General features: G+C 76.9%; 18 protein-coding genes. 7 read left to right on the forward strand and 11 right to left on the reverse strand.

Going from position 1 to position 24,614, the window contains the following annotated elements; all coding sequences use genetic code 11:
• Positions 1-13 precede the first annotated feature (13 nt).
• Complete coding sequence (locus B9L22_RS08030) at positions 14-514, forward strand: nucleoside deaminase (RefSeq protein WP_086149938.1); 501 nt, start codon at positions 14-16, stop codon at positions 512-514.
• A 73-nt stretch (positions 515-587) separates the two neighbouring features.
• On the opposite strand, the gene B9L22_RS08035 is transcribed toward B9L22_RS08030, so the two are convergent.
• Positions 588-1,550, reverse strand: coding sequence for a hypothetical protein (locus B9L22_RS08035; RefSeq protein WP_143317178.1), 963 nt, complete (start codon positions 1,548-1,550; stop codon positions 588-590).
• An 83-nt stretch (positions 1,551-1,633) separates the two neighbouring features.
• Here B9L22_RS08035 and B9L22_RS08040 point away from each other — a divergent pair, with 83 nt between their 5' ends.
• Complete coding sequence (locus tag B9L22_RS08040; protein ID WP_228485119.1) at positions 1,634-2,062, forward strand: SRPBCC domain-containing protein; 429 nt, start codon at positions 1,634-1,636, stop codon at positions 2,060-2,062.
• A 95-nt stretch (positions 2,063-2,157) separates the two neighbouring features.
• On the opposite strand, the gene B9L22_RS08045 is transcribed toward B9L22_RS08040, so the two are convergent.
• Positions 2,158-5,760 (reverse strand): DUF5979 domain-containing protein, encoded by a 3,603-nt coding sequence (locus B9L22_RS08045; RefSeq protein WP_086149940.1) that lies wholly within the window; start codon positions 5,758-5,760, stop codon positions 2,158-2,160.
• A 198-nt stretch (positions 5,761-5,958) separates the two neighbouring features.
• Between B9L22_RS08045 and B9L22_RS08050 the strand changes: the two genes are divergently transcribed.
• Together B9L22_RS08050 and B9L22_RS08055 are read left to right on the forward strand one after the other, a co-directional pair.
• Complete coding sequence (locus tag B9L22_RS08050) at positions 5,959-7,173, forward strand: glycoside hydrolase family 3 N-terminal domain-containing protein (protein WP_369824816.1); 1,215 nt, start codon at positions 5,959-5,961, stop codon at positions 7,171-7,173.
• A 29-nt stretch (positions 7,174-7,202) separates the two neighbouring features.
• Complete coding sequence (locus B9L22_RS08055; protein WP_086149941.1) at positions 7,203-8,255, forward strand: LacI family DNA-binding transcriptional regulator; 1,053 nt, start codon at positions 7,203-7,205, stop codon at positions 8,253-8,255.
• Between the two features lie 88 nt (positions 8,256-8,343).
• Here the strand turns inward: B9L22_RS08055 and B9L22_RS08060 are convergent, their stop codons facing one another.
• The 4 genes from B9L22_RS08060 to B9L22_RS08075 form a co-directional block, all read right to left on the reverse strand.
• A complete protein-coding gene (locus tag B9L22_RS08060) occupies positions 8,344-8,622 on the reverse strand; it encodes a hypothetical protein (protein ID WP_233139881.1) in 279 nt (92 codons plus the stop codon).
• 23 nt (positions 8,623-8,645) lie between these two features.
• Positions 8,646-9,923 (reverse strand): inorganic phosphate transporter, encoded by a 1,278-nt coding sequence (locus B9L22_RS08065; RefSeq protein ID WP_086149942.1) that lies wholly within the window; start codon positions 9,921-9,923, stop codon positions 8,646-8,648.
• A gap of 200 nt (positions 9,924-10,123) precedes the next feature.
• Positions 10,124-11,920 carry a hypothetical protein gene (locus B9L22_RS08070; RefSeq protein ID WP_086149943.1) on the reverse strand — a complete coding sequence of 599 codons (1,797 nt, stop codon included), beginning with the start codon at positions 11,918-11,920 and terminating at the stop codon, positions 10,124-10,126.
• Between the two features lie 101 nt (positions 11,921-12,021).
• Positions 12,022-12,885: an NUDIX domain-containing protein gene (locus B9L22_RS08075; protein ID WP_086149944.1), complete on the reverse strand. Its 864-nt coding sequence runs from the start codon at positions 12,883-12,885 to the stop codon at positions 12,022-12,024.
• 97 nt (positions 12,886-12,982) lie between these two features.
• On the opposite strand from B9L22_RS08075, the gene B9L22_RS08080 reads away from it, so the two are divergent.
• From B9L22_RS08080 to B9L22_RS08090, 3 genes are all read left to right on the forward strand, one after another.
• Positions 12,983-14,026 carry an SPFH domain-containing protein gene (locus tag B9L22_RS08080; RefSeq protein WP_043658139.1) on the forward strand — a complete coding sequence of 348 codons (1,044 nt, stop codon included), beginning with the start codon at positions 12,983-12,985 and terminating at the stop codon, positions 14,024-14,026.
• Between the two features lie 2 nt (positions 14,027-14,028).
• On the forward strand, positions 14,029-14,952 hold the full coding sequence (locus B9L22_RS08085; RefSeq protein WP_086149945.1) for a hypothetical protein: 924 nt from the start codon (positions 14,029-14,031) through the stop codon (positions 14,950-14,952).
• Between the two features lie 187 nt (positions 14,953-15,139).
• Positions 15,140-15,784 carry a zinc ribbon domain-containing protein gene (locus B9L22_RS08090; protein WP_198947253.1) on the forward strand — a complete coding sequence of 215 codons (645 nt, stop codon included), beginning with the start codon at positions 15,140-15,142 and terminating at the stop codon, positions 15,782-15,784.
• An 81-nt stretch (positions 15,785-15,865) separates the two neighbouring features.
• On the opposite strand, the gene B9L22_RS08095 is transcribed toward B9L22_RS08090, so the two are convergent.
• The 5 genes from B9L22_RS08095 to B9L22_RS08115 all read right to left on the reverse strand — a co-directional run bounded on the left by B9L22_RS08095 (position 15,866) and on the right by B9L22_RS08115 (position 24,491).
• Positions 15,866-16,828: a hypothetical protein gene (locus B9L22_RS08095; protein ID WP_086149946.1), complete on the reverse strand. Its 963-nt coding sequence runs from the start codon at positions 16,826-16,828 to the stop codon at positions 15,866-15,868.
• A gap of 39 nt (positions 16,829-16,867) precedes the next feature.
• Positions 16,868-19,261: a S9 family peptidase gene (locus B9L22_RS08100; RefSeq protein ID WP_086149947.1), complete on the reverse strand. Its 2,394-nt coding sequence runs from the start codon at positions 19,259-19,261 to the stop codon at positions 16,868-16,870.
• Positions 19,262-19,290: 29 nt separating this feature from the next.
• Positions 19,291-20,727: a DUF1254 domain-containing protein gene (locus B9L22_RS08105; RefSeq protein ID WP_086149948.1), complete on the reverse strand. Its 1,437-nt coding sequence runs from the start codon at positions 20,725-20,727 to the stop codon at positions 19,291-19,293.
• Between the two features lie 158 nt (positions 20,728-20,885).
• Positions 20,886-22,604, reverse strand: a complete 1,719-nt coding sequence (locus B9L22_RS08110) for a PQQ-binding-like beta-propeller repeat protein (RefSeq protein ID WP_086149949.1) — start codon at positions 22,602-22,604, stop codon at positions 20,886-20,888.
• Between the two features lie 21 nt (positions 22,605-22,625).
• Positions 22,626-24,491: a PQQ-binding-like beta-propeller repeat protein gene (locus B9L22_RS08115; protein ID WP_086149950.1), complete on the reverse strand. Its 1,866-nt coding sequence runs from the start codon at positions 24,489-24,491 to the stop codon at positions 22,626-22,628.
• Positions 24,492-24,614: the final 123 nt, after the last annotated feature.

The following is a 24,614-nucleotide window of genomic DNA, read 5'->3' on the forward strand; positions in this document are numbered from 1 at the left end:
CGAGGATGACGCCATGAGCGACCAGAGCCTGCCCCTGCCGACCGCCGACGACCTCGTGCACCTGCGCCGCTGCGTCGAGCTGGCCCGCGAGGCGCTCGACGACGGCGACGAGCCGTTCGGCTCGGTTCTCGTCGACCGCGACGGGGTCGTGCGGTTCGAGGACCGCAACCGCGTCAAGGACGGCGACGCGACCCGGCACCCGGAGCTCGAGATCGCCCGCTGGGCCGCCGCGCACCTCACGCCCGAGGAGCGGCGCGACGCGACCGTCTACACGTCCGGCGAGCACTGCGCGATGTGCAGCGCGGCGCACGCGTGGGTCGGCCTCGGCCCGGTCGTCTACGCCGCGAGCACGACGCAGCTCGTCGGGTGGCTGGAGGAGTGGGGCGTCGCACCGGGCCCGGTGCGCCCGCTCGCGATCGGCGACGTCGCGCCCGGGGTCGCCGTGCGCGGTCCCGCGTACGAGCTCGAGGTGGAGGTCCGCGCGCTGCACGCGCGTCTGCACGGCGTCTCCTGACCGGAGCCTGCCCGCCCGGTGCCGTGCTCCCGGTGCCGTGCGCCCGGACCGCGCGCCCGCGGAGACGACGCCCTCAGGCGTCGAGCGCGTCCGCGACGGTGCGCGCGACCTCGGGGACGGCGAGGTAGCCGGCGGGCCGGGCGCCGTCGAGCAGGACGGCCGCCGCGTGGTGGCCCGGCGCGGCGTTCGCGACGACGAGCTCCTCGATCTCCGGCGACGCCGGGTCGAGCGGGAACGCCGCGGGCCCGAGGCCGTGCAGCGCGAGCGCGTCCCGGGGGTCGCGCGCCGCGACCCACCGCCGCACGGGGGCCGGCACGCGCAGCGGGGCGCGCGCGGCGAGGACGTCCCGGATCGCGCGGACGGCGAGCGGGGACCCGAGCGTGAGCAGGAGCGGCACGTCCCAGCGCGCGGCGTCGGGGTGCTCGCGCAGCACGGCGTAGGCGAGGACCGACCCGAGCGAGTGCGCGACGACGACGGCGGGCCCGTCCGTGGGGATCGCGGCGGCGAGCGCATCGTCGATCGTCGTGCGGACGGCGTCGTCGTGCAGGTACGCCCAGACGTCGCGCGCGAGCAGCGCGACGACGGCGCCGCTCAGGCCCGGCACGGACCGGTCGAGCGCGGACAGCAGCAGGTTGAGCCACGCGCCGACGTCGCCCCCGACGGCGCCCGGCCCGGCGCCCTCCGGGCGCGCCGGCACCGTCACGCCCGCGGCGCGCAGCACCTCCTCGGCGACGGCCGCCACGAACGCGGCCTCCTCCGCGGCCTCTTCCGTGGCCTCGGCCGCGGACGCCGCTGTGACCCCGTCGCGCGCCGCGCCGACCGCGTGCACGGTGACCGGCGGCGGCGTCGTGGCGCCCCCGACGAGCGCGGCGAGCGTGTCGCCGTAGTAGACGAACGCCGTGTCCGCGTCGCGCACGACGACGCCCGAGCCCGCCGCCGCGAGACCCGCGTCCAGGACCTCGGTCCACGTGCGGTCGAGCTGCTCGGCGTCGAGCCCCTGGTTGTCGCGGCCGTGGACGAGCACGAGTCGGGTCACGCGCCGAACCTACCGGCTGCCGGTGCCGCCCGGAGGGTCTACCGTCGGGCCCAGGAGCCAGCCCCCACCCCCCGGAGTCCCCCGTGAACGACCGCACCCTGACCGAGCACAGCACGACCGTCGAGACCCACGTCGCCCGACCCCCGCAGGTCGTCTGGGCCGAGCTCATGCACCCGAGCGCCCGCTGGATGCTGGGCATGAACATCGAGACCGACTTCCGCCCCGGGAGCCCTGTGACGTTCGAGGGCCACTACATGGGCCGCGAGTTCGCGGACTGGGGCACCGTCGTGGCCGTCGAGCGCCCGCGCCTGCTGCACTTCACGCACTTCTCGCCCACCATGGGCCTGCCCGACGTGCCGGAGAGCTACCACGACATCGCGATCACGCTCGAGCCCGACGACTCGGGCACGCTCGTGCGCGTCGTCGAGCGCAACATCGAGACGGCCGAGCGCGCCGAGCGCGCGCACGCCCTGTGGACGAAGGCGCTCGCGACGCTCGCGGGCCACGACTGACGCGTCCCGCCCCGCACGACGACGGGCCGGTCACCCCCGCGAGGAGGTGACCGGCCCGTCGGCCGTCCGGCACCGGCCCGACGACGCCCCGCGCGTCAGGCGGTGCGGCGGCGGCGCGCGCGGACCACGAGGAGCGCGGCGCCGGTGCCGACGAGCAGCAGCGCGAGCGTCGTCACGACGACGGCGTCCGCACCCGTGATGGCGAGGCCGCCGGCCGACGACGCGGTGTTCGTCACCGTCACGACGACCGGCGCGCCCGCACCGACCGTCACCTCGGTGACCCGCTCGTCACCGACGGTGAGCACCGGCGTGCCCCAGTCGACGCCGCGGACCGTCGGCAGGTCGGTCTCGGTGAGCCGCACGACGGTCCCCACGGGAAGGTCCTGCGGCCCGTCGACGACCTTGCCGTCGGCCCGCACCGTGAGCGTGCCGGTGACGGGCTCGCCGTCGCGGTCGAACGCGTAGCGGACGGTGAACTCGGTGCTCGCCGGCACCGAGCCCGCCGCGGCCCCCACGACCTCCTTCACGACGGAGAAGCCGCCCACGGCCTGGTCGGCCGTGTTCGTCACCGTGACCAGCGCGTCCGTCCCGTCGCCGACGACGAGCGTCGGCGGGCTGAACACGGGCGTGCCCCACTCGACGCCGTCGACCGCGGGCAGGTCCGTCTCGCCGAACGTCACGACCGTCCCGGCCGGGAGGTTCTGCGGCCCGGCGACGACCGTGCCGTCGGCCGGGACCTCGACGGAACCGCCCACGGGCGTGCCCTCGAGCTCGTACGCGTACGTGACCGTGAACGTCGTCCCCGCGGGGACGAGGTCCGCGCGGTCGCCCACGACCTCCTTCGCGACGGAGAACCCGCCGACCGCGGCCACGTCCTGGGTCGTGTTGGTCAGCGTGACGAGCGTGTCCTCGCCGTCACCGACCGTGACGGACGCGGGCGAGAACACCGGCGCGCCCCAGACGACGTCGCCCACCTCGGGCAGGTCGGTCTCCGTGAACGTCACGACCGTCCCGACCGGGAGGTCCTGCGGGCCGTCGACGGCCGTGCCGTCGGCGCGCACCGTGAGCGTCCCGGCGAGCGGGCCGTCGTGGGTGAACCCGGCGGGCAGCGCCGCGGACCACGCGACCGAGAACTCCGTGGCCGGGGGCACGCTCCCGGCGAGGTCGCCCGTGACGGTCTTCGCGACGGAGAAGCCCCCGACGAGCGCGTCGGCCTGGTTGGTCAGCGCGACGCCCGCGACGGCGTCGCCGTCGCCGATGGTCACCGTCGCGGGCGAGAACACCGGCTCGCCCCACGCGACCCCGGGGACCGTCGGCAGCGGCTGCCGCTCGACGAAGCGCACGACGGTGCCCGCCGGGAGGTCCTGCGGCCCCGCGTCGACCGTGCCGTCGGCGCGGACCGTGAGCGTGCCCTGCGTGTCCCCCGCGTACTCGGCGCCCTCGGGGAGCTCCGCCGTCCAGTCGACGACGAACTCCGTGCCGCCCGGGACGGCGCCGGCCGCGCCGCCCGCGACGGTCTTCTGGACGGCGAACCCACCGACCTCCTGCACCGCCTCCGCGGCGTTCGTCAGCGTGACCTCGACGGCCGCGCCCTCGGTCACCGTCACCGACGGCCCCGGGTCGAACGACGGGACGCCCCACACGACGCCGTCGATCGCGGGCAGCGGCTGCTGCTCCGCGAGCGTCACGACCGTGCCGACCGGCAGGTCCGCCGGGCCGCTCGCGAGCGTCCCGTCGGCGCGCACCGTGAGCGTGCCCGTGGTCGGGCCGTCGTAGGCGACGCCCGCAGGGACGGTCGCGCGCCAGTCGACGAGGAACGCGGTGCTCGCCGGCACGTCGCCCGCGGCGGAGCCCTCGACGGCCTTGCGGACCGCGAACCCGCCGACGACGGGGTTCGCGACGTTGGTGACTGTCACCGCGACGCCCGTAGCACCCTCGACGACCGTCACCGGCCCGGCCGGGCTCACGACCGGGTCGCCCCACGCGACGCCGTCGACCACCGGGAGCGGCAGCCGCTCGGTGAACGTCACCGTCGTGCCGACCGGCAGGTCGGCGGGCCCGGCCACCACGGCGCCGTCCGCGAGCACGGTCAGGGTGCCGGTGAGGTCGCCGTCGTACGTCGCGCCCTGCGGCAGCGTGGCCTCCCAGTCGACGAGGAACGCGGTGTCCGCCGGGACGAGGCCGAGGGCGTCCCCGGCGAGGACCTTCGCCACCGTGAAGCCGCCCACGGCGGTGGTCCCGCCGCCGGCGTTCGCCGTGTTGACCACGGTGACCGTGACCGTCCGGCCCTCGGCGACGGTGAACTGCGCCGGGTCGCCGAGCGGCTCGCCGTCCACGCGGATCACCGGCGTGCCCCACTCGACGCCCGCCACCGACGGCAGGTTCGTCTCGCGGACCGTGACGACCGTGCCCTCCGGCAGGGTCGGCCCGTTCAGCAGGGCCCCGCTGATCGGGACCGTGAGCATGTCGCCACCGGTGACGCCGTCGGGCTGCTCGTAGGTGTACTCCACCTGGAACGTCGTGCCCGCGGGCACGTCCGCGGCCGCCTCGCCCGTCACGGTCTTCTGCACGGCGAAGCTCGCGCCCCCGGTGCAGTCGAACGGGCCGGGCCCGATCCAGGGGTAGCTGTGCATCTCGAGCCCGCCCGTCACGCTCGGGTCGCCGAACGTGAGGTTCCCGCCCACGAGGACGCGGCCGTTCGTGCTCGTCGTGATCGTCGCGTCCGCGGCCGGCGCGACGATCGTGCCGAGGAACTGGTCGGCCCGGCCCAGCGCGAGGTCCGGCGTGGACGCGAAGTTCCACAGGATGCGCGCGGCCCAGTTGCCGAAGCCCGGGTTGGAGTTGAAGTCGTTGATGAACGGCGAGCCGTTGCCCTCCCAGTAGTTGGGGCTCATGCTCACCGGCGCGTCCCCGGTCACGTTGATCGCGATCGCGACGTCGTCCGGCACGTTCGCGAAGACGACCTCGCGGACGCCCGCGAGCTGCGCGGCGTCGACGGTGAACACCTGCGGGTCGGCGGTGCCGGAGCCGGTGAAGGTCACCCGGGTCCCCGACACGACGCCCGCCGCGGTCGCGGGCCACCCGGCGATCGTCGCCGACGCGTCGGCGACGACGGCGCCGTACCCGGCCCACTCGCCGAGGGCCGCCGCCCCCATGCCCTGCGTGACCGGGGCGTCCGCGCCCGGCGTCGTCCCGGCGGTCGAGAGCGACCCGCCGCCCGTGACCGCGGCACCGACGTTCACCGCGCCGCCGGTCGGCAGCGTCGAGCCGACGGTGACGCTCGTCTCCGTCCCGATCTCCAGGCCGCCCCCGACGGCGAGCATCACCGCGCCGTCGGGCGGCGTGATCTGCGAGCCCGCGCCGACCGCGCCGATGCTGAAGTTCCCGGGCCCGTCGATCGTCGCCTCCCCCGCGACGACGAGCAGCCCCTCCGACTCCGCGGCGCTCGCCGTGGCGTGGTAGTCGCCCCCGGTCCACACCGTGACGTTCGTGTCCGTGAACAGCGGCGGCGTCTGCCCGACGTTCGGCATGTCCCCCGGCGCGGGGCAGGACCCGACCGCGGCGGACGCCGGGCGCGCCTGCGGCCCCGAGACGAGGACGACGGCGCCGGCCAGGGCGAGCACGGCGACGACGAGCGCCGCGACCGCTCTGCGCAGGCGTCCGGGTGCGACGCGGAGGGAGGGTGGGCGAGGGGTCATGCCGGGCTCCAGGTTCGGGGGGAGTGCGCCCCGCGGCCGCGAGGCCAGGACGCCTTGTCACCCAGGAGACGCGCCGGGACGCCGATCATGACGCGAACCCGGCGGTGACGTCGGTCATACCCCCCGGGGGTCCGCGGGATCGGCCGGGACGGCCCCCTCCGCGGCCGTCGGGCTACCGTGGCGTCGGAGGTGTCGCCTGTGACCGCTCGTGCCCGGACCACCTGGATCGTCGTCGCCGTCGTGACCGCGCTCGCCGCCGTGGCGGCCGTCGCCTGGTACCTCACGCGGCCCGCCCCCGCGCCGCAGACCGCGCCGTCGGGCACGCCGTCCGCCCCGGCCGACCCGACGCCGTCGGGCACGTCGCCGATGCCGTCCACCCCGCCCGAGGACCCCCTGGCCGGGTGGACGCTCGAGCAGAAGGTGGGGCAGCTCTTCATGGTCGGGGTCGACGTGCGGGACCCGCAGCAGGTGAGCTACGACGCCGTCTCGCGCCTGCACGTGGGCAACGTGTTCCTCGCGGGCCGCTCGCAGGCCGGGACCGGCCCGACGGCGGACCTCGTCGCGGGCTTCACGGCGCTCGTCTCCCCGGAGACGACGAACGACACCCCGCTGTTCGTCGCGACCGACCAGGAGGGCGGGAAGGTCCAGGTGCTGCGCGGGCCCGGGTTCTCGCAGATCCCGGCGGCGACCGACCAGGCCCGGCTCGACCCGGCGACGCTCCAGGCCGACGCGACCACGTGGGGCGCCGAGCTCGCCGCGGCGGGCGTGAACCTCAACCTCGCGCCCGTGATGGACCTCGTGCCCGAGGGGACGGCCGCGCAGAACCCGCCGATCGGGGCCTTCCAGCGCAGCTACGGGTTCACCCCGGACTCCGTCACGTCGCACGCGAACGCGTTCAGCGCCGGCATGGAGGCGTCGGGCGTGGACGTGACGATCAAGCACTTCCCCGGGCTCGGACGCGTCACCGAGAACACCGACACCGACGCCGGGGTCACCGACGACGTGACGACGCGCGACGACCCGTCGGTCGCCGTCTTCGCGTCGGGCATCGAGGCCGGCGCGGCGTTCGTCATGACCTCCACGGCGGTGTACCAGCAGATCGACGGGACGCTCCCCGCGGCCTTCTCGCCCGTCGTCGTGGACGGGATGCTGCGGGGCGACCTGGGGTTCGACGGCGTCGTCCTCACCGACGACGTGTCGGCCGCGCAGCAGGTGCAGGCCTGGTCGCCCGCGGACCGCGCCGTCCTGACGATCGCCGCGGGCGGCGACATGGTGCTGGCGTCCGCGGACCCGAGCGTCGTCGAGCCCATGGTGGCGGCCGTCGTCGAGCGGGCGTCGAGCGACGACGCGTTCGCCGCGCAGGTCGACGCCGCCGTGCTGCGCGTGCTCGCGGCGAAGGAGCGGCTGCGCTGAGCGCACGGCCCGGCGGTATAACTGACCGCATGGCTGCCCGTCGCCCCGCTCCCCGCCCGACGCTCGAGGCCGTCGCGGCCGTCGCGGGCGTCTCCCGCGCCACGGTGTCCCGCGTGATCAACGGCGTGCCGACGGTGGACCCGGCGATCGTGGCGGTCGTCGAGAAGGCGATCGACGAGACGGGCTACGTCCCCAACCTCGCCGCCCGGACGCTCGTCACCCGGCGCACGGGGTCGGTCGCGCTCGTCGTGTCCGAGCCGTCGGAGCAGCGCTCCCCGAGCCCGTTCCTCGAGCGGCTGTTCACCGACCCGTACATCGGGCGCGTGACGGCGGGCGCCCAGCAGGTGCTGCGCCCGCGCGACATCCACCTCGCCATCCTGCCCGCCGACCCGCCCGCGCACGACCAGGTCGTGCGCTACGTGCGGCAGGGGCACGTCGACGGCGTCCTGCTCATCACGTCGAGCGCGAGCGACCCGCTGCCGGCACGGTTCGCCGCGCTCACCGTGCCGGTCGTGCTGTCGACGCACCTCGACGGGGTCGACGAGGCGGCCGGCGTGAGCTGGGTGGACCTCGACCAGGCCGCCGGCGGCAGGATCGCCGCCGAGCGTCTGATCGCGGACGGCCGCACGCGCCTCGCGACCGTCGCCGGCCCGTCGGACGTGCCGTTCGCGCGGGGACGCCGCGACGGCTTCCTCGAGGCGGTACGGGCCGCCGGGCTCGCGGAGCCGTTCGTCGTGGAGGGCGACTTCACGCGCGCGGGCGGGGAGGCCGCGGCGCGCGAGCTGCTCGCCGCGCGACCGGACGTCGACGGCGTGTTCGGCGCGAGCGACCTCATGGCCGACGGCGCGTCGCTCGTCCTGCAGGAGGCGGGCCGCCGCGTCCCGCAGGACGTGGCCGTCGTCGGGTTCGACGACTCGACGGTCGCGCGCCAGGCCCACCCGCCGCTCACGACGGTCCGGCAGCCGGTCGAGGAGATGGCGGCCGAGATGGCGCGCCTCCTGCTCGCCGCGATCGACGACCCGGACACCGACGCGCGCTCGGTCCTGTTCGAGCCGCACCTCGTGGTCCGCGACTCCGCCTGACCCCCACCCGCTGAGTGCGTGAAAAAGTCGCGGTCGGGACGTCCGACCGCGACTCTCTCCTGCACTCAGCGGAGCGCGTCGTCCCGGGTCAGTGGCCCCCGCCCGCGACGAACGCGATGCCGACGGCGATCGCGACGACCACGACGGCGAAGCACACGACGGCGCCGACCTGACGGGGGCGGGTCGCGCCCTCGACGCGCACGGTGCGGCCGTCGGACGTGAAGCGGCCGTCCGGGGTGCCGACCTCGACGGGCACGGCGCGCCCGGCGGCGAGCCGGACCCCCAGGGCGAACAGGGCGGGCAGGCCCGCGCCGACCACGAGGCCGGCGACGACGACCTTGAGCAGCGAGTCGATCTCGACGAACACGGTTCTCTCCTCCGAGCTGCCGGTCAGACGCCCGCGCGCTGGCGCGAGGCGGGCGTGGTCGGGGTGGTCGGCGCCGGGGCGGGCGCGGCGTCGGTGAACGGGTCGGCGACGTCGAGGCGACGCTCGAGCGCGGCCTCGCGCGCCTCGACGACCTCGGACTCGAGCCCGGCGTCCACCGCGCCCTCCTCCCAGGCGTCGTTGACGTTCGTGTGGTCGACGGGCTTGCGGCGCGAGGCGATCCAGATGGCCAGCGAGGACCCGACGAGGATCGCGAACACGACGACCGTCCCGGCGGCGCCCCCGATGCCGTGCTGGATGCCGTAGCAGGCCGCGCCGACGAGGCCGGCGGCCGGGAGCGTGAGGCCCCACGCGGCGAGCATGCGGCCCGCGACGCCCCAGCGGACCTTCGCGCCGGGCATCCCGACGCCGGAGCCCAGGATCGAGCCGGTGGCGACGTGCGTCGTCGAGAGCGAGTAGCCGAAGAGGCCCGACATGAGGATGACCGCGGCGGACGACGTCTCGGCCGCCATGCCCTGGCGGGTGTCGATCTCGACCAGGCCCTTGCCGAGCGTGCGGATGATCCGCCAGCCGCCCAGGTAGGTGCCGAGGGCCATGAAGAACGCGCACGACAGGATCACCCAGAACGGCACGCTCGAGTCGGCCGGGACGGCGCCCGCCGCGATGAGCGCGAGCAGGATGATGCCCATCGACTTCTGCGCGTCGTTGGTGCCGTGCGCGAGCGAGACGAGCGACGCGGAGCCGACCTGGCCCCAGCGGAACGCCCGCGTGGAGACGTCCTCGGGGACGTCGCGCGTGAGGCGGGCCACGGCCCACGTGCCGACGCTCGCGACGCCGACCGCGATGAGCGGGGCGAGCAGCGCGGGGATGAGCACCTTCGCGGCGACGCCGCTCCAGATGACGCCCTGCGTGCCGACGGCCGCGAGCACGGAGCCCACGACGCCGCCGATGAGGGCGTGCGACGAGCTCGACGGGATGCCGAGCAACCAGGTCAGGAGGTTCCAGGTGATGCCGCCCACGAGTCCCGCGAGGACGACCTCGAGGGTGATGACGTCGGCGTCGACCAGGCCCTTCGCGATGGTCGCCGCGACGGCCAGGGAGAGGAACGCCCCGACCATGTTGAGGACGGCGGAGAGGGCGACGGCGGTCTTGGGCTTGAGGGCCTTGGTGGCGATGGACGTGGCCATCGCGTTGCCCGTGTCGTGGAAGCCGTTGGTGAAGTCGAAGGCCAGTGCGGTCACGACGACGAGCACCAGCAGGAGCGTCTCGGTCACGTCGTCCATGGTGCGGTCACGACCGCCGCGCGCTCGACCATCCTGTGGATTCTTCCGCCACTGTTCACCGACAGTTCATCCGGCGTTCGAAGCCCTCGTTCGAACGCCGGAGGGGCCCGTCCGCACCCGGGCCGGACGGCGCGGGAGCGGGGGCGGACGGCCCCTGGTGCGGCCGCGGCGGACGGGCTCGGCGCGGCCGTCCGCCCGCGTCAGGCCGGGGTTCGGGCGGCGAGCTCGGCGAGGGTGTCGTCGAGGTCCGCGACGACGGTCGCGACGGCCTCGCGCTGGGTCCGCGCGCGCTCCGCCGACGCGGCCACGGCGGTGCGCGCCTCGGCGAGGTCGGCGTCGAACCGGTCCGCGCGGGCCTGCGCCTCGGCGCGCTGGTCGCGTGCCCGCCGCTCCCCCGCGAACCACTGCCACGCGGCGAGGCCGGCCGCGACGACGGCCACCGCGAACCACGCCGGCGAGGCGGCGAGGCCGAGCACGACGCCGAGCACCGCGACCGCGGCGGTCCCGCCGACGGCGCCCCACGACACGCCGTCCACCGGCTGCGCGAGGAGCTCCGCGCGGGCCGTCGCGGCCGGTGCGGCGCCGTCCTCGGTCGGCGTGACCGTCACGGTGCGGCCCCCGAGGCGCAGCTCGCGCGACGGCGCGGGCGCCGCCGCGAGCTCCGCCGCCCGCGCGTGGGTCGCGGCCCGCAGCTCCTCGGCGACGAGGGGGCCCGCGAGCGCCGCACGCCCGGGGTCGGTCCCGCGGGCGTCCTCGACGAGCAGGTCGACGAGCGTCCCCGCCGGGGCGTCCCACCCGGGTCCGTCCTCGCGGGGCGCTCGCCCGACGCGCTCGTCGAGCAGCGCCGCCCGGTCCAGGAGCCCGCGCTCCACGGGCGCCCCCTCGTCCACGAGCGACGCGGCGACGCGGAGCAGCGCCGCGCCGGGCGCCTCGGAGGTCCCGGCCGGGTCGTCCGCGCCCCCGGCGGCCGGCGAGTCCGCCGCACCGGCGGCGGACGCACCGGAGCCGACGGCGACGGGTGCGACGGCGGGCGTCGGCGCGCCGGTCGGGAGGGGCCCGGGGGCCGGCGCGGGCACCGCGACCTCCCCCGCCACGAGCGCGCGCGACCACGCCGTCCACGACCGCAGGAGCGGGAGCGCGTCGGGGGCGGCGGCCCGACGGCGCGCCCCGGCCGCGTCCCCCGCGGCCTCGGGGCTGCCCCAGGCCGCGCCGTCGGCGGGCGGCTCGGGCAGCGACGGCGCCGCGTCCAGGAGCCGGGCCCGCCAGCGGGCGCGCGCGTCGTCGTCGAGCAGCGCGACCCGCTCCGCGAGCGCGCGGCGCACGACCTCCACCCCGTCGCCGCCGAGGTGACCGGCCGCGGCCGCGACCCACAGCGCGCGCTCGGCCCCGGTGACGCCCACCTCGTCCGGCCCCGCGCCCGCGCCCGGCGACGGCTCGGGGGCGCCGTCGGCGCTCCCCCAGCCCGCGGCGGGCAGGACGGGCGCGTCGAGCACCCCCGGCACCCACTCGCGCGCGAGACCGGGCTGCCCGACGAGCGCGCACACCGCGACGAGGTACGTCGCGGCACGACGGCGGTCGCGCAGCAGGGCCTCCTCGGCGGCCTCCCGGTCGAGCCGCCCGGCGGGGAGCTCGGCGACCGCGAGCGCGGCGGGCACGAGCCAGTAGCCGGGCACGTCGACGAGGTCCGGGGAGCGCCGCAGGTGCGACACGTCGCCCTCCCCCGTGACGACGGCCTGCGTGAGCGCGCGCGCCGCGTCGCGGGCGCGGCGCGCGGGCGTGAAGAGCGCGAGCTCCTCGCGGACCTCGCCGAGCTCGATGAGCGCGTTGACGAGGCGCGTCAGCACCTCGACGCGGCTCGACAGGTCACCCTCGAGCGACCGCAGGCGGCGGTGGAGCGACGCCTCGCGGGACCGCGCCATCGCGGCCTGGGCGGCGAGCTCGTCGGACAGGGCCCGCATGTTGCCCTGGTCGCTGCGCCAGGAGCTGTACGTCGACATGCGCGCGAGCGTACTCAGCCGGGCGGCGCTGTCGAAGGGGGAGAACTCCCCCGGGCGTGGCCCGTCGGTGCGGGGCACCGATGCCGGGCCCGGCCGAGGCGTCAGCGACGCGGGCGCATGAGGGGCGGGTCGAGCACCGCGGGCACGCTCGCCGGGGCGTCGTCCGGGTCGACCGCGGCGGCGTCGGGCGCGGCGGCGTCGGGTCCCGCGGCGTCGGTCGCGGCAGTGTCGGGCGCGGCGGCGTCGGGTCCGGCGCCCGGCTGCGCGCCCGGCGCCGGGCGCGCCGCCCGGTAGAGCGCCGCGGGCCGGCCGGTCCCGCCCGACGTCGTGCGGCCCGTGTCCTCGAGGAAGCCCGCGGTCGTCGTGGCCTTGCGGGAGAAGTTCCGCGGGTCCAGCCGCACGCCCCAGACGGCCTCGTAGACGCGCCGCAGGTCGGCGACGGTGAACTCGGGCGGGCAGAACGCCGTCGCGAGCGCGGAGTACTCGAGCTTGGCGCGGGCCCGCTCGACGCCGTCGGCGAGGATCCGCGCGTGGTCGAACGCGAGGGCGGCCCCCGGCCCGTCCCCGAGCAGTGGCTCGACGGGGTGCCAGGCCGCTCCCCCGGCGTCGGACCCGGCGTGCACGACGCCGAACTCGGGCGCGAGCAGGAGGTACGCGACCGAGAGGACCGGGCCGCGCGGGTCGCGGTCGAGCGGGCCGTAGGTGCGGAGCTGCTCCAGGTGCCCGGGCGGTCGGACGCCCGTCTCCTCGGCGAGCTCGCGGCGCGCCGCCCGGGCGAGCCGCTCGCCCGGCAGCACGAACCCGCCGGGGAGCGCGAGCGCGCCGCGGTACGGCTCGACGCCGCGCTCGACGAGGAGCACGTGCAGCGCGTCGTCGCGCACGGTGAGCGCGACGACGTCGACCGTGACGGGCAGCAGGGCCGCGCCGGGCGGGACGTCGGGGGCCGGTGCGGCGGGTGCGGTCATGGGCCCATCGTCGCACATTCGCGTCAGGTTGACGAGAACCCGCGCACCGGCCTACGCTCGTTTTCGTCAGGTTGACGAAAACAGATCGGAGACGACCATGGCCACCATCCGCACCTACCCGTGGACGCGGCACTTCCTCGGGAGCCCCACCGGGCACGTCGTGCACCTGCGCCGCGGGCGGGTCGCCCACGAGGGCGTCGGTCAGGCGTTCTGGTTCCGGCCCACGACGTCGGTCCTCTCCGAGGTCCCCGTCGACGACCAGGAGCTCCCCGTCTTCTTCCACGCCGTGACCGCCGACCACCAGGACGTCACCGTGCAGGCCGGCGTGACGTACCGGTTCGCCGACCCGGTGACCGTCTCGCAGCGCCTCGACTTCGCGGTCGACCCGGGCAGCGGCGAGACGAGCACCGCGGGGCGCGACCAGGTGACGAGCATCGTCGGGCGCCTCGCGCAGAGCCGGGCCACCGACGCGCTCGCCGCGATGCCCCTCGCCGACGCCCTGACGACCGGCGTCCCGCGCGTGCGCGACGTCCTCACCGAGGCGCTGACCACCGACCCGCGCCTCACCACGACGGGCATCGTCGTCATCGGCGTCCAGGTGCTCGCCGTCCGGCCGGAGAAGGACGTCGAGCGCGCGCTCCAGACGCCCGCGCGCGAGCACGTGCAGGCCGAGGCCGACCGCGCGACCTACGAGCGCCGGGCCCTCGCCGTCGAGCGCGAGCGGGCGATCGCGGAGAACGAGCTCGCGAGCAGGATCGAGCTCGCGACCCGGCGCGAGCGCCTCGTGGCCCAGGAGGGCGCGAACGCGCGGCGCGAGGCCGAGGAGAAGGCGGCCGCCGCCCTCGTCGACGCGCGCGCGACCGCCGAGCGCGCCCAGCTCGCGACCGACGCGAAGGCGGAGCAGGTGCGGGTCGTCGGCGCGGCCGAGGCCGCCGCCGAGCAGGCCCGCATGGACGTGTACGCGAGCGCCGGGCAGGGCACGCTCCTCGCGCTCGCGCTGCGCGAGGCCGCCGGGTCGCTGCCGGACGTGCAGAACCTCACCATCACGCCCGACCTGCTCACCGGGGTGCTGTCGACCCTGGCGCGCGGGCTCGGCCCCGACGGCGGGTCGCCCGCCACGGCGACCGGGAAGGCGGCCTGACGATGCTCCGGCGACGCGCCGTCGTCGTGCACCGGCGGACCGAGCTCGACGACCTGCTGGACCGGCACGGGACGCGCGGCCAGGCGGAGTTCTTCCTCCGGTCGCGCGGCCGGTCGCTGGCCGAGGTGCAGGCGCGGCACGACGCCCTCGCGGCCGCGCGCGACGCCGTCGTGGCCGCCCTGCCCTCGGGCTGGGCGCGCGCCGACGTCGAACGCGCGGACCTGTCGCGGTTCCTCGTCGCGCCCGAGGACGTGGTGGTGGTCGTGGGGCAGGACGGCCTCGTCGCGAACGTCGCGAAGTACCTGCACGGCCAGCCGGTCCTCGGCGTCGACCCCGAGCCCGGGGTGAACGCGGGCGTCCTCGTGCGGCACCCGGTCGCGGCGGCGACGGCCCTCCTGCGCGGGCTCGGGGCCGACGCCGAGGCGCCGGGCGGCGCGCCCGACCGGGTGGCGCTCCTGCCCGTCGACGCGCTGACCATGGTCCGCGCCGACCTCGACGACGGCCAGCACCTCACCGCGCTCAACGAGGTGTTCGTCGGGCACCCCAGCCACCAGAGCGCGCGCTACACGCTGCGCTGCGGTGCGGGCGAGGAGCGCCAGTCGTCGTCGGGCGTGCTCGTCGCGACGGGCACGGGCGCGACCGGGTGGTGGGCGTCGCTCGCGCACGACCGCGGCGGACGGCGGGCCCCGGGGCGCACCGAGCACCGGCTCGGCTGGTTCGTCCGCGAGGCGTGGCCCTCGCCCGCGACGGGCGTCTCGCTCACCGAGGGCGTCGTCGAGGAGGGGGCCGACGTCGCGCTCACCGTCGCCTCGGACCGGCTCGTCGTGTTCGGCGACGGCGTGGAGGACGACCGCCTCGTCGCCTCGTGGGGCCAGACGGTGACGGTCCGCACCGCCGACGCCCCGCTCCGCCTCGTGCGGCCCTGATCCCCCGCCCGCCGCCCGCTCGGCGTTCGGCGGCCAGCGGTCGGACCGATTTCACCCGGGTGATCCGTCAGGACGGCGAGGGTCGGTGGGTAGCATCGCAGCGGTCACGGGATCCCCATGACTCCCCCCTCCCGCGGGCCTGGCCTGCGGGGACGCCGACCCCCACGAGCCCACCGAGGTCCCCGCCATGAGCACGCCCATCGCCTTCACCGACAACGTCCGCGACCTGTCGAACGCCGGCGGCTACCAGTTCGAGTTCCGGTGCGAGCGCTGCGGCAACGGCTACCGCTCCGCCTACCGGACGGACGTCGTCGCGAAGGGCAGCAGCCTCGTCCAGGCGGCGGGCCGGTTCTTCGGGGGCAAGGTCGCTGACCTCTCCTACGCGGCGGGGTCGTGGGCCGCAGACCGCCAGACCAACTCGTCGGCGAAGGACAAGGCGCTCGACGCCGCCGTCGGCGAGGTCCGCGACGCGTTCCGTCAGTGCCACGGGTGCGGCGACTGGATGTGCCACGAGGTCTGCTGGAACGACGCCGTGGGGCAGTGCGTGCGCTGCTCGCCCAAGCAGGTGGAGGAGCTCGCCCAGCTCCAGGCCGAGGCCCGCCGGTACCAGGTCCAGGAGCAGCTCCGCACGACCGACCTCGTCGGGGGCGCGGACCTGCGGACGGCCGCCGTCACGCGGTGCCCGTCGTGCGGCGCGAAGGTCGACGGTGGCAAGTTCTGCCCCGAGTGCGGCGAGCGCCTGGCGCAGGTGGCCGCGTGCCGCGAGTGCGGCACCCAGAACACCGCGGCCGCGCGCTACTGCGCGGAGTGCGGCAGCCCGCAGTCCGTCTGACCCCCGACCGTCGAGCATGCGGTCACAGCCCGTCCCCGAGCCCGGACGGGCAACGACCCCATGCTCAGCGGCCTCGCGGGGTCAGTCTCCCTGCGGGGGATCGTTCTGGTGCTGCTCGCGTTCGCGGCGGGCGCGGAGCACCGCCTCGCGGCGCTCGCCGATCGCGTCGCTCGTCAGGCTCGTGAGGCGGTCCTGCTCGGCGCGGGCCGCGGCGCGCTCCGTCTCCACGCGTGCGCGGTGCTCGGCCGACTGCGGGCGCGACCGGACGACGCGCGGGCCGTCGCGCATCACGTACCCGTCGGCGTGGCGCTCGAGCCACCGCTCGCGCCGCGCCGCGCGCACGCGCTCGCGGTGGAACCGCCAGACCCACCGGCGCCGCAGGGCGACCACGGACCACAGCGCGAACGGGACCGCGGCCACGACGAGCACGACCCGCCAGGCGGGCGGCAGCGCCGTCGACGCCCCCGCGCTCGCGAGCGCCCACGCTACGCCGGCCGGGACCGCGGCCCCGGCCTCGCGGCGGTCGGGGTGCCAGCCGCAGACGGCGAAGCGCACGAGGGTGTCCGTGAGCCGCGAGCGCCGCTGCGGCTGGAGGGGCACGGGGAGCGGCCCGGGCACGGGCGGCCCCAGCGTCGTGCCGGGCGCGACCCGGCTCGTGAACGACAGCCGGTCGTCCCGGGACGACGGCCGCAGCGCCCGCCCGGCGTGCACGAACGCCAGCGCGGCGAGCGGCCAGACGGCGCACGCCAGGTACCACGCGACCGGGCCGGCGAGCACCACGGCGACCGGCGCGACGACCGCGAGCCGCCCGAGCACGGCACCGGGCGACGCGACGAGCTCGGCCCAGGGCTCCTGGTCCGCCGGCGGAGCGAGCAGCCCGTACGCCGCGGGCGCGAGGTACAGGCCCAGGAGGGCGAGCCCGACGGCCGTCCCCACGAGCGCGACGGCGAGGTACCCGACCGGGCGCAGCAGCAGCACGGCCCTCCCGGGCGGCGTCGCGTCGCGCGCCGTCCGCGGGTCGGGCGTCACGGTCTCGTCGGTCATCGCTCCCCCTCCGCCTGCGGCCTCACGCCCGCGGGCACGTCACCGGTCGGCCAGCCCGAGCACGTCGAGCACCCACGCGTCCTCGTACGCGACCTCGCGCCAGCCCTCGTAGCGACCCGAGACCCCGCCGTGCCCGGCGTGCATCTCGATCTTCAGGAGCGCGGGCGCCCCCGCGGCGCGCAGGCGCGCGACCCACTTCGCGGGCTCGACGTACAGCACGCGCGTGTCGTGGAACGACGTCACGGCGAGGATCCGCGGGTAGTGCGACGCGTCGTCGGGCACGTTCTCGTACGGCGTGTACGTGCGCATGTACCGGTAGACGTCGGGGTCGTGCAGCGGGTCGCCCCACTCGTCCCACTCGACGACCGTGAGCGGGAGCGAGGGGTCGAGGATCGAGGTGAGCGCGTCGACGAACGGCACCTGCGCGAGCACGCCCGCGAAGAGCTCGGGAGCGAGGTTCGTCACCGCGCCCATGAGCAGCCCGCCCGCCGAGCCGCCCTGCGCGACGAGCCGCTCGGGGCTCGTCCAGCCCGCGTCGACGAGGTGCCGCGCGACCGCGACGAAGTCCGTGAAGGTGGTGCGCTTGGCGAGCGTCTTGCCCTCGTCGTACCAGCGGCGCCCCATCTCGCCCCCGCCGCGCACGTGCGCGACGGCGAACACGACCCCGCGGTCGAGCAGCGACAGGCGCGAGATGGAGAACCCCGGGTCGATGCTGATCTCGTACGACCCGTAGCCGTACAGCAGGAGCGGCGCCGGCTCGGCGCCCGTGCCCGTCGCGTCCAGCCCGACGGCGTCGCGCCGCCACACGAGCGACACCGGCACCTGCGTCCCGTCCTCGGCCGTGGCCCACTCGCGGCGCTGCACGTAGTCCGCGGCGTCGTAGCCGCCGAGCACGGGCTGCTGCTTGAGGAGCGTGAGCTCGTCGGTCTCGACCCGCAGGTCGTACACGGTCGACGGCGTGACGAAGCTCGTGTAGCTCAGCCGGACGTTCGGCTGGTCCCACTCGGGGTTGGCCCCGAGCGCGGCGGTGTACAGCGGCTCGTCGAACGCGACCTCGTGCACGTGCCAGAGGTCGGTCGCGGGCGCCGGTGTGTCTCCTGTGCGGATCGGGGTGGGCAGGCCCGCGGGCCGCGGCGGCTCGGGGCTCGCGAGGTCGATCACGCCGACCCGTGACAGCGCGTCGCGCCGGTAGGAGACGACGAGGTGCCCGGCGAACGCGTCCACGGCCTCGAGCCGGGTCGCGGGGTCGTGCGGCACGACGACGGTCGCGTCGCCCGGCCCGGCCGAGACGTCGGCGGCACCGGTGACGACGAGCTCGAAGTTCTCCGCGCCGTCGTTGTGCAGGACGAGCAGGACGTCCCGCTGCTCCCCCGCGCTCCGCTCCCCCGCCCCGCCGAGCACGGGGTCGGCGACCGGATTCTCGTCGGGACGGTCGCCGACCGCGTGCTCGGCGGAGGGGAACCACGTGCTCGGCAGGACGGCGTGCTCGACCGTGTACTCGACGCCCTCGCGGCGCGGCCAGACCACGCGCGCCTCGCCCGTCGGGTCGTCGGCGTCGATCAGCCACGTCTCGGACGTGATCTTCGAGCCCACGTCGATCTGCACGAACCGCTGCGAGCGCGAGACGCCCACCCCGACCCAGAACCGCTCGTCGGGCTCCTCGAAGACGACGACGTCCTGCGTCGCGGGCGTGCCCACCTCGTGGCGCCACACGCGCCAGGGCCGCCACGCGTCGTCGACCGTCGGGTAGAACACGTACCGCCCGTCCGGGGAGAAGACGGCGCCCGGGAACGTGCCCGGGACCTCGTCCACGAGGTCCGTGCCGGACTCCAGGTCGCGGATCCGCAGCGTGTAGCGCTCGTCGCCCACGACGTCGACCGCGTACGCGAGCCGCGTCCCGTCGGCCGAGACGTCGAACGACCCGAGCGAGAAGAACTCGTGACCCTCGGCCTCGACGTTGTCGTCGAGGAGCACCTGCTCGCCCGGCACGGGCACGCCCGGCTCCAGCACGGGCGGCACCCAGGCCGACGGCGCGTCGCTGCCGAGGCTCGCGTCGATCGGGGCGCGGGCCCGGATCGGGTACTGCGACCCCTCGACCGTGCGCGCGTAGTACCAGTGCGCGCCCTGGCGCACCGGGACGGAGAGGTCCGTCTCGAGCGTGCGGGCCTTGATCTCCTCGAAGATCCGCTCGCGCAGCGGCTCGAGGTGCGCGAGGCGCGCCTCGGTGTACGCGTTCTCGGCCTCGAGGTGCGCGACGACCTCGGGCGACTCCTTGTCCCGCAGCCACTCGTAGTCGTCGTCGACCGTCTCGCCGTGGTGCGTGCGCGGCGCGGGACGACGGAGGGCGACGGGCGCCTGCGGCGTCTCGGGCGCCTCGGCCACCTCGGGCTCGGGAGAAGACGGCGTGGCGGGCTGCGTGAGGTCGTCGGGCATCTCGCCAGGGTAGTGCCGGGACGCGGCCGTCAGGCGTCCGGGGCGTCGACCGGCTCCAGGTCGCCGGGCAGCCACGAGCGGTCGAACCACGGCTCGAGCGGCCCGTACAGGCGCAGCATGGGGAACCAGGACTTCCCCGGGACCGTCCCGACCCAGTTGTGCTCGCGCCCTGCGGGCGGCTCCGGCCCGAACCAGAGGACGGTGCGCCCGTCGTCCTCCGTCGCGACCGTGCCGCCGAGGCTCATGAGGCTGGGCTGCGGGTCCGCGGTGCGCAGGAGGGAGCGGGTCTGGGTGTCGTAGAGGTCGACGGACCAGAAGTTCTTCGCGGGCGGGTTCGGCGGCAGCACGAGCCGGTACGTGCGGCCGCCGTCGAGGACGTCGCCCCGCACGTCGTGCGCCGTGTACGCGTAGGCCGAGCCCGCGCCGACCTGGGCGTGCGCCATCGCGGGCGTGATGACCGTCGCGAAGAAGTGGAACTGCGTGCGCGCGTCGAGCAGGCGCGCGCCGTCCGCCAGGAACTCGTACGACCCGCCGATGAACGCGTCGAGCCAGCGCGAGCCCGGGGCGATCCGCGCCGCCGGGTCGCGCGGCGAGTAGACGAGCGCCCGGCTGATCGCCGCGGCCGTCCGCGCGGCCGCGTCGAGCGTCGCCCGGCGCTCCGGGTCGGGGTCGAACGGCCGGCCGTGGACGATGCCGAGCGCCCGGAGCGCGCCCGCCCGCTCGGGGTCCAGCGCGCCCGGCGGCTCCTCCGCCACGAGCTCGGCGACCTCGTCGAAGAACGAGACGTCGCTCGCGTGCACGGTGTTGATCCGGGCGCCCGCGATGTTGACGAACTCCGTCGGCGGCGGGTCCGCCGCCTCGGCGAGCGGGTAGATCCGCGTCTCCTTCATCGCGGGCACGCCGCCGAGCGCGCGCAGCACGACCCAGTTGGTGAACGTGGGCGTCCGGTGCACGAAGTAGCCGTCCGGCACCTCGCCGGCGTAGCCCGGCGGGAGGAACAGGTACCGGCCGCCCTCGCCCCGGTCCGGCCCGGCGATGCCCATGTCCGCGACGTAGCGGAACCAGAAGTCGTCCACGACGCACAGCGACTGCCGGGGCGGCTCGATCACGAGCGGACCCGTCTCGCGCAGGTCGACGAAGAGCGACCCGTACGTCGTCTCGGTGTTCGCGGTGAGGAAGGTGCCGTTCGAGTCCGCCCGCGGGTCCGTGTACCCCACCTGGTTCGAGCGGAGCAGGCCGAGGCTGCGGAACCCGCGCCGCATGGCGACGAGCGAGGCGCCCGGCATGGCGTCGAGGAACGCCGTGACCCCGCGGACGAAGTCCAGCGACCCGTAGAGCCGGTCGAGGGAGCCCTGCGCGGGGACGCCGTCGACGAGCTCGACCGGACCGAACGGGGTGTCCAGCGGGGAGGGGGTGCTCACGGCCGCGACGGCGGCGGCCAGCGGGTCGGTGCTCGGCTCGGTCATCGCTCAGGCCCTTCGTCGCGGGTGCGGAGGCGGGACGCGCGCGCTCGACGTCGAGCGGCTGAGCCGACCGTAGGACGCACCGGGCGGTCGCGCGACCGCGAGCGCGGCGTGCGGGTCCGGGCGTGCGGGCGCGGGCGTGCGGGGGGGGTGCGGGGGCGTCAGCCGAGGAGGGCGACCGTCTGCCCGTCCCAGCGCAGGAGCCGGCCCTGCACCGGGAGGAGCCCGCCCCAGCCGCCGTCGAGGTCCTCCGACCAGACGACCGACCCCGACGACAGCTCGAGCGCCACGACGCGCGAGCTCGCCCCTGTCGCGGGGTCGACGAGCACGAGGAAGGCGCACCGCCCGTCGGTGAACGCCTGCGTCACCACGGCGCCGTGACCGCGCTCGCCCGCGAGGTCGTCGACGAACCGCGACCACGTCTGCTCGCCCGACAGCGCGTCCAGCCCCAGGACCGTGCTCGCCGTCCCGACGACGGCCGTGCCCTCGGCGACGACGTACACGGCCTCGGGCACGCGGGCGCCGTCGAACGTCCACAGGCGCGCGCCCCGCTCGTCGTAGGCGCGCAGGGCGATGCCGTCGCGCACGAGGAGCACGCCCGGAGCGGGGTCGTCGGTCGCCTGCGGGTCCAGCACCTCGCCCGGCACGTCGAGGAGCGGCGTCCCGTCCGGGTCGAGCACGCGGTCGGCGCGCAGCGCGCCGTCCGACCCCTGCCGGTCCGCGTCGACGAGGAACCGCCCGCCCGCGAGCGGGACCGCGCCGTCGGTCGGGGCGTCCGGGTCGTCGAGCTGCTCGCCGTCCGGCAGGAACGACGCCGCGACGCCGCACCCACCCACGTCGACCAGGGTCTCCGTCGCGACGAGCAGCAGCCGCTCCGGGTCGACCTCCTCCCCGCCGGTCTCGGCGTCCCACGACGTGCACGACCACGGGACGTCCTGGAACGGCAGCTCGCGCCGCCAGCGGACCGCGCCCGTGGCGGCGTCCTCGAGCGTCACGACGACGTCCCGCCCCGCGACGCCGTCGACGGACTCGCCCGCACCGGGGTCGACGGCGACGGGCGCACCGCTCGGCTCGCCCGGCTCGCCCACGCGCTCGGCCCGCACCAGGCCGCCGTCCGGGCCGGGGACCAGCAGCGCCCCCGCCGTCTGCGCCTGCCGCTGCCCCACGACCCGGCCCCGGGCGTCGAGCACCGTCACGGTCGCCGCGCCCTCCCCCGGCCGGGGCGGCGGGCTGACGTCGTACCAGGACGGCGCGACCCCCGACCCGGCGACGCACACCACCGTGCGCGACGGCACGGCCGACCGCTCCCACGGGCTCCAGGACCCGCACACGGCCTCGTCGCCGCCGACCGGAACGCGCCACGCCTCGTCGCCGGTGTCGAGGTCGAGCGCGACCGCCTCGTCGCCGTCCACGGTGACGAGCAGGCCCGGGAGGAAGGCCGTGCCCCGGTCCGCCGCGGCGGGGGCGCGCCACCGCTCCGTCGGGGCGGCGTCGAGCGGGCGGACCGCGCCGCGCGCCGTCTCCAGCCGCTCCTGCGCGTCCCGGCTCGTCGCGGCGTCGACGACGAGCATCCCGCCGACGACGAGCACGACCACCCCCGTCGCGACCGCCGCGGCCACGACCCGGCGACGGCCGGGCACGTGCGGCGCCCCTGGCGGTCCGGGCGAAGCCCCGGGTGGAAGCGCCCCCGGACCCGACGCCTCGGTCGCCGACGCTCCCGGAGGCCGTGGAGAGGTCGTGCCGCGCGGCACGGCGTGCGGGCCACCGAGCAGCACCGGGTGCGGCGCGTCGAGGAGGTCGAGGTCGTCGTCGACCCCGGCCGTGTCGACGAGCTCGAACGTCCGGCGGCCGTCGCCGCCGTCTCCCCGTCGGAGCGGCACCCCCTCAGCGTAGGCCGGTCGTCAACCGAGCCGGGCGATCTCCGACTGCCCGATCCGCAGGAGCCGACCCTGGAGGGGAACGGGCCAGGAGCCGTCGTCCGGACCGCCCTCGGCGGACCACGCGACGTGACCGTCGGCGAGGTCGACCGCGAGGAGGTCCGTCCGCCCGTCGTCCTGGTAGGCGAGCAGGATCGCGCGCCGCCCGTCCGTGTAGGCGGTGTCCATCCAGCTGACGCTCCCGCCGGCCGCGGCCTCGACCGTCTCGCGGTCGAGCGACCAGCGCTCCCGCCCCGTGGTCGCGTCGAGCCCGGTCATCCAGCCCGTGCTGGAACCCCCGGACACGACCACCGTGCCGTGCGTGGCGACGAGCACCGTCTCGGGCGCCACCACCTCCGACGAGCGCCAGAGCTCGCTGCCGTCACCGTCGAGCGCGACGAGCTCGCCCTCGTACCGGGCGAGGAGCGGCGCGTCCGAGCCGTCGGTCGAGCGCGGCACGAGGACCGGGCCGGGCGGCTCCCAGCGCACGCTGCCGTCCGCCCCGAGGACGGCGGGCGCCGCGTCGCTCGGAGCGACCGACGACGAGCCCCAGGTGGAGCCGTACCCCGTCGGGTCGCGGTAGTACGTCCCGTCCGGGAGCGCCACCACCGAGTCCAGCGGGTTGTCAGGGTCGTCGAGACGCTCGCCGTCCGGCGTGAACCATCCCGTGACGCCGCAGCCCTCCACGCGCACGAGGCGCGACTCGGTCGCGGTCCACAGGTTCTCGAGCTCCGCCCGGATCGTCTCCGTCCCGTCCACCTCGGTCCAGCCGACGCACTGCCCGGCCCCCGCGAGGAACGGCACGTCGGCCTCCCACCGCGCCTCGCCCGTGAGCGCGTCCTCGACGCGGACGACGGCGGGGCGCCCCAGGGGGAGGTCGGCGACCTCCCCGGTGGCCACGTCCTGCTCGACGACCGCGCCGTCGCCCGCCGGCACCTCGCCGACGCGCTGGGCCCGGAGGAGCGTGCCGCCGGGCCCGGGGGCGGGCGTGCCGCCGTCGGACGTCGTGTCGCGGCGCCCGAGCACCTCGCCGTCCGCGGCGAGCACCGTGACCGCCCAGTCCGACGCGAGGACGCGGCCGGTCTCGGGGTCGAGCTGCAGGTCGGTCACGCCCCCGAGTCCGACGGCGTCCGACGACGGCGCCACGCACACGAGCGTCGAGGCGGGCTCACCGAAGGGCAGCGACCACAGCAGCTGGCCGCCGCACGACGCGTGGGCGCCGACGTCGACGCGCCAGCGCTCCGCCCCGTCGTCGAGCGAGCGGGCGACGGCGGTCCCGTCCTCGACCGTCACGACCGCTCCGGGCAGGAGCGCGAGCCCGCCCGAGACCTCGACGTCGGCCGTCCAGCGCTCGACGGGCGCGTCGGGCAGCGGCTCCAGGCCGCCGGGCGCGGCCCGCAGGCGCTCCAGATCGGCCCGGCCCTGCCACGCGTCGACCGCGAGCATGCCGCCCAGCACGAGCGCGACCCCCGCCGCGACCCCCGCGACGACCGCCGCGGGCCGTCCCCGCCGGGGCGGTCCACCCTCGGCCGGGTCGCGCTCAGCAGGGTCGCTCTCCGCCGGGTCGCTCTCCGCCGGGCCGTTCTCGGCCGGGTCGTCGTCGACCGACGCACGCCCGGGCGGGCCGTCGGGTCCCGCGGGACCGTCCGTCGCCCCGAGGGCGGCCCGGACGCCCGCCGTCGCGCCCGGCGTCCAGGTCGTGCCCCCCGTCGCGCCGGACGGCACGCCGCGCGGCCCGCCCGGCGAGACCGGGCCCGGGCCGCCGAGGGCGTCGTCGTCCGCGTCGACGTCGTCGGACTCGACCAGCTCGAAGGTCAGTCGGTCCCGGGCGTCACGTCGTCGGAGCGGCACGCGGCCAGCCTAGGGCAGCGCCCGGCGGCCGACTCGCCCCCGGCCGGGCCCGCCCCTGGGCGCGCCTAACCAGGCCGGACCCGCCCCCGGCCGCGCCCGACCCGGGCGGACCCGCCCGGCGGC

The sequence above is a fragment of the Cellulosimicrobium sp. KWT-B genome (genome assembly GCF_002127155.1).
Lineage (GTDB): Bacteria > Actinomycetota > Actinomycetes > Actinomycetales > Cellulomonadaceae > Cellulosimicrobium > Cellulosimicrobium funkei.

Bases quoted from the DNA above. Each gene is read 5' to 3' on its own strand.
- B9L22_RS08030 (WP_086149938.1), top strand. From the start codon at position 14: ATGAGCGACCAGAGCCTGCCCCTGCCGACCGCCGACGACCTCGTGCAC.
- B9L22_RS08045 (WP_086149940.1), bottom strand. From the start codon at position 5,760: ATGACCCCTCGCCCACCCTCCCTCCGCGTCGCACCCGGACGCCTGCGC.
- B9L22_RS08090 (WP_198947253.1), top strand. From the start codon at position 15,140: ATGAGCACGCCCATCGCCTTCACCGACAACGTCCGCGACCTGTCGAAC.
- B9L22_RS08095 (WP_086149946.1), bottom strand. From the start codon at position 16,828: ATGACCGACGAGACCGTGACGCCCGACCCGCGGACGGCGCGCGACGCG.
- B9L22_RS08075 (WP_086149944.1), bottom strand. From the start codon at position 12,885: ATGACCGCACCCGCCGCACCGGCCCCCGACGTCCCGCCCGGCGCGGCC.
- B9L22_RS08070 (WP_086149943.1), bottom strand. From the start codon at position 11,920: ATGTCGACGTACAGCTCCTGGCGCAGCGACCAGGGCAACATGCGGGCC.
- B9L22_RS08100 (WP_086149947.1), bottom strand. From the start codon at position 19,261: ATGCCCGACGACCTCACGCAGCCCGCCACGCCGTCTTCTCCCGAGCCC.
- B9L22_RS08105 (WP_086149948.1), bottom strand. From the start codon at position 20,727: ATGACCGAGCCGAGCACCGACCCGCTGGCCGCCGCCGTCGCGGCCGTG.
- B9L22_RS08085 (WP_086149945.1), top strand. From the start codon at position 14,029: ATGCTCCGGCGACGCGCCGTCGTCGTGCACCGGCGGACCGAGCTCGAC.
- B9L22_RS08080 (WP_043658139.1), top strand. From the start codon at position 12,983: ATGGCCACCATCCGCACCTACCCGTGGACGCGGCACTTCCTCGGGAGC.
- B9L22_RS08055 (WP_086149941.1), top strand. From the start codon at position 7,203: ATGGCTGCCCGTCGCCCCGCTCCCCGCCCGACGCTCGAGGCCGTCGCG.
- B9L22_RS08065 (WP_086149942.1), bottom strand. From the start codon at position 9,923: ATGGACGACGTGACCGAGACGCTCCTGCTGGTGCTCGTCGTCGTGACC.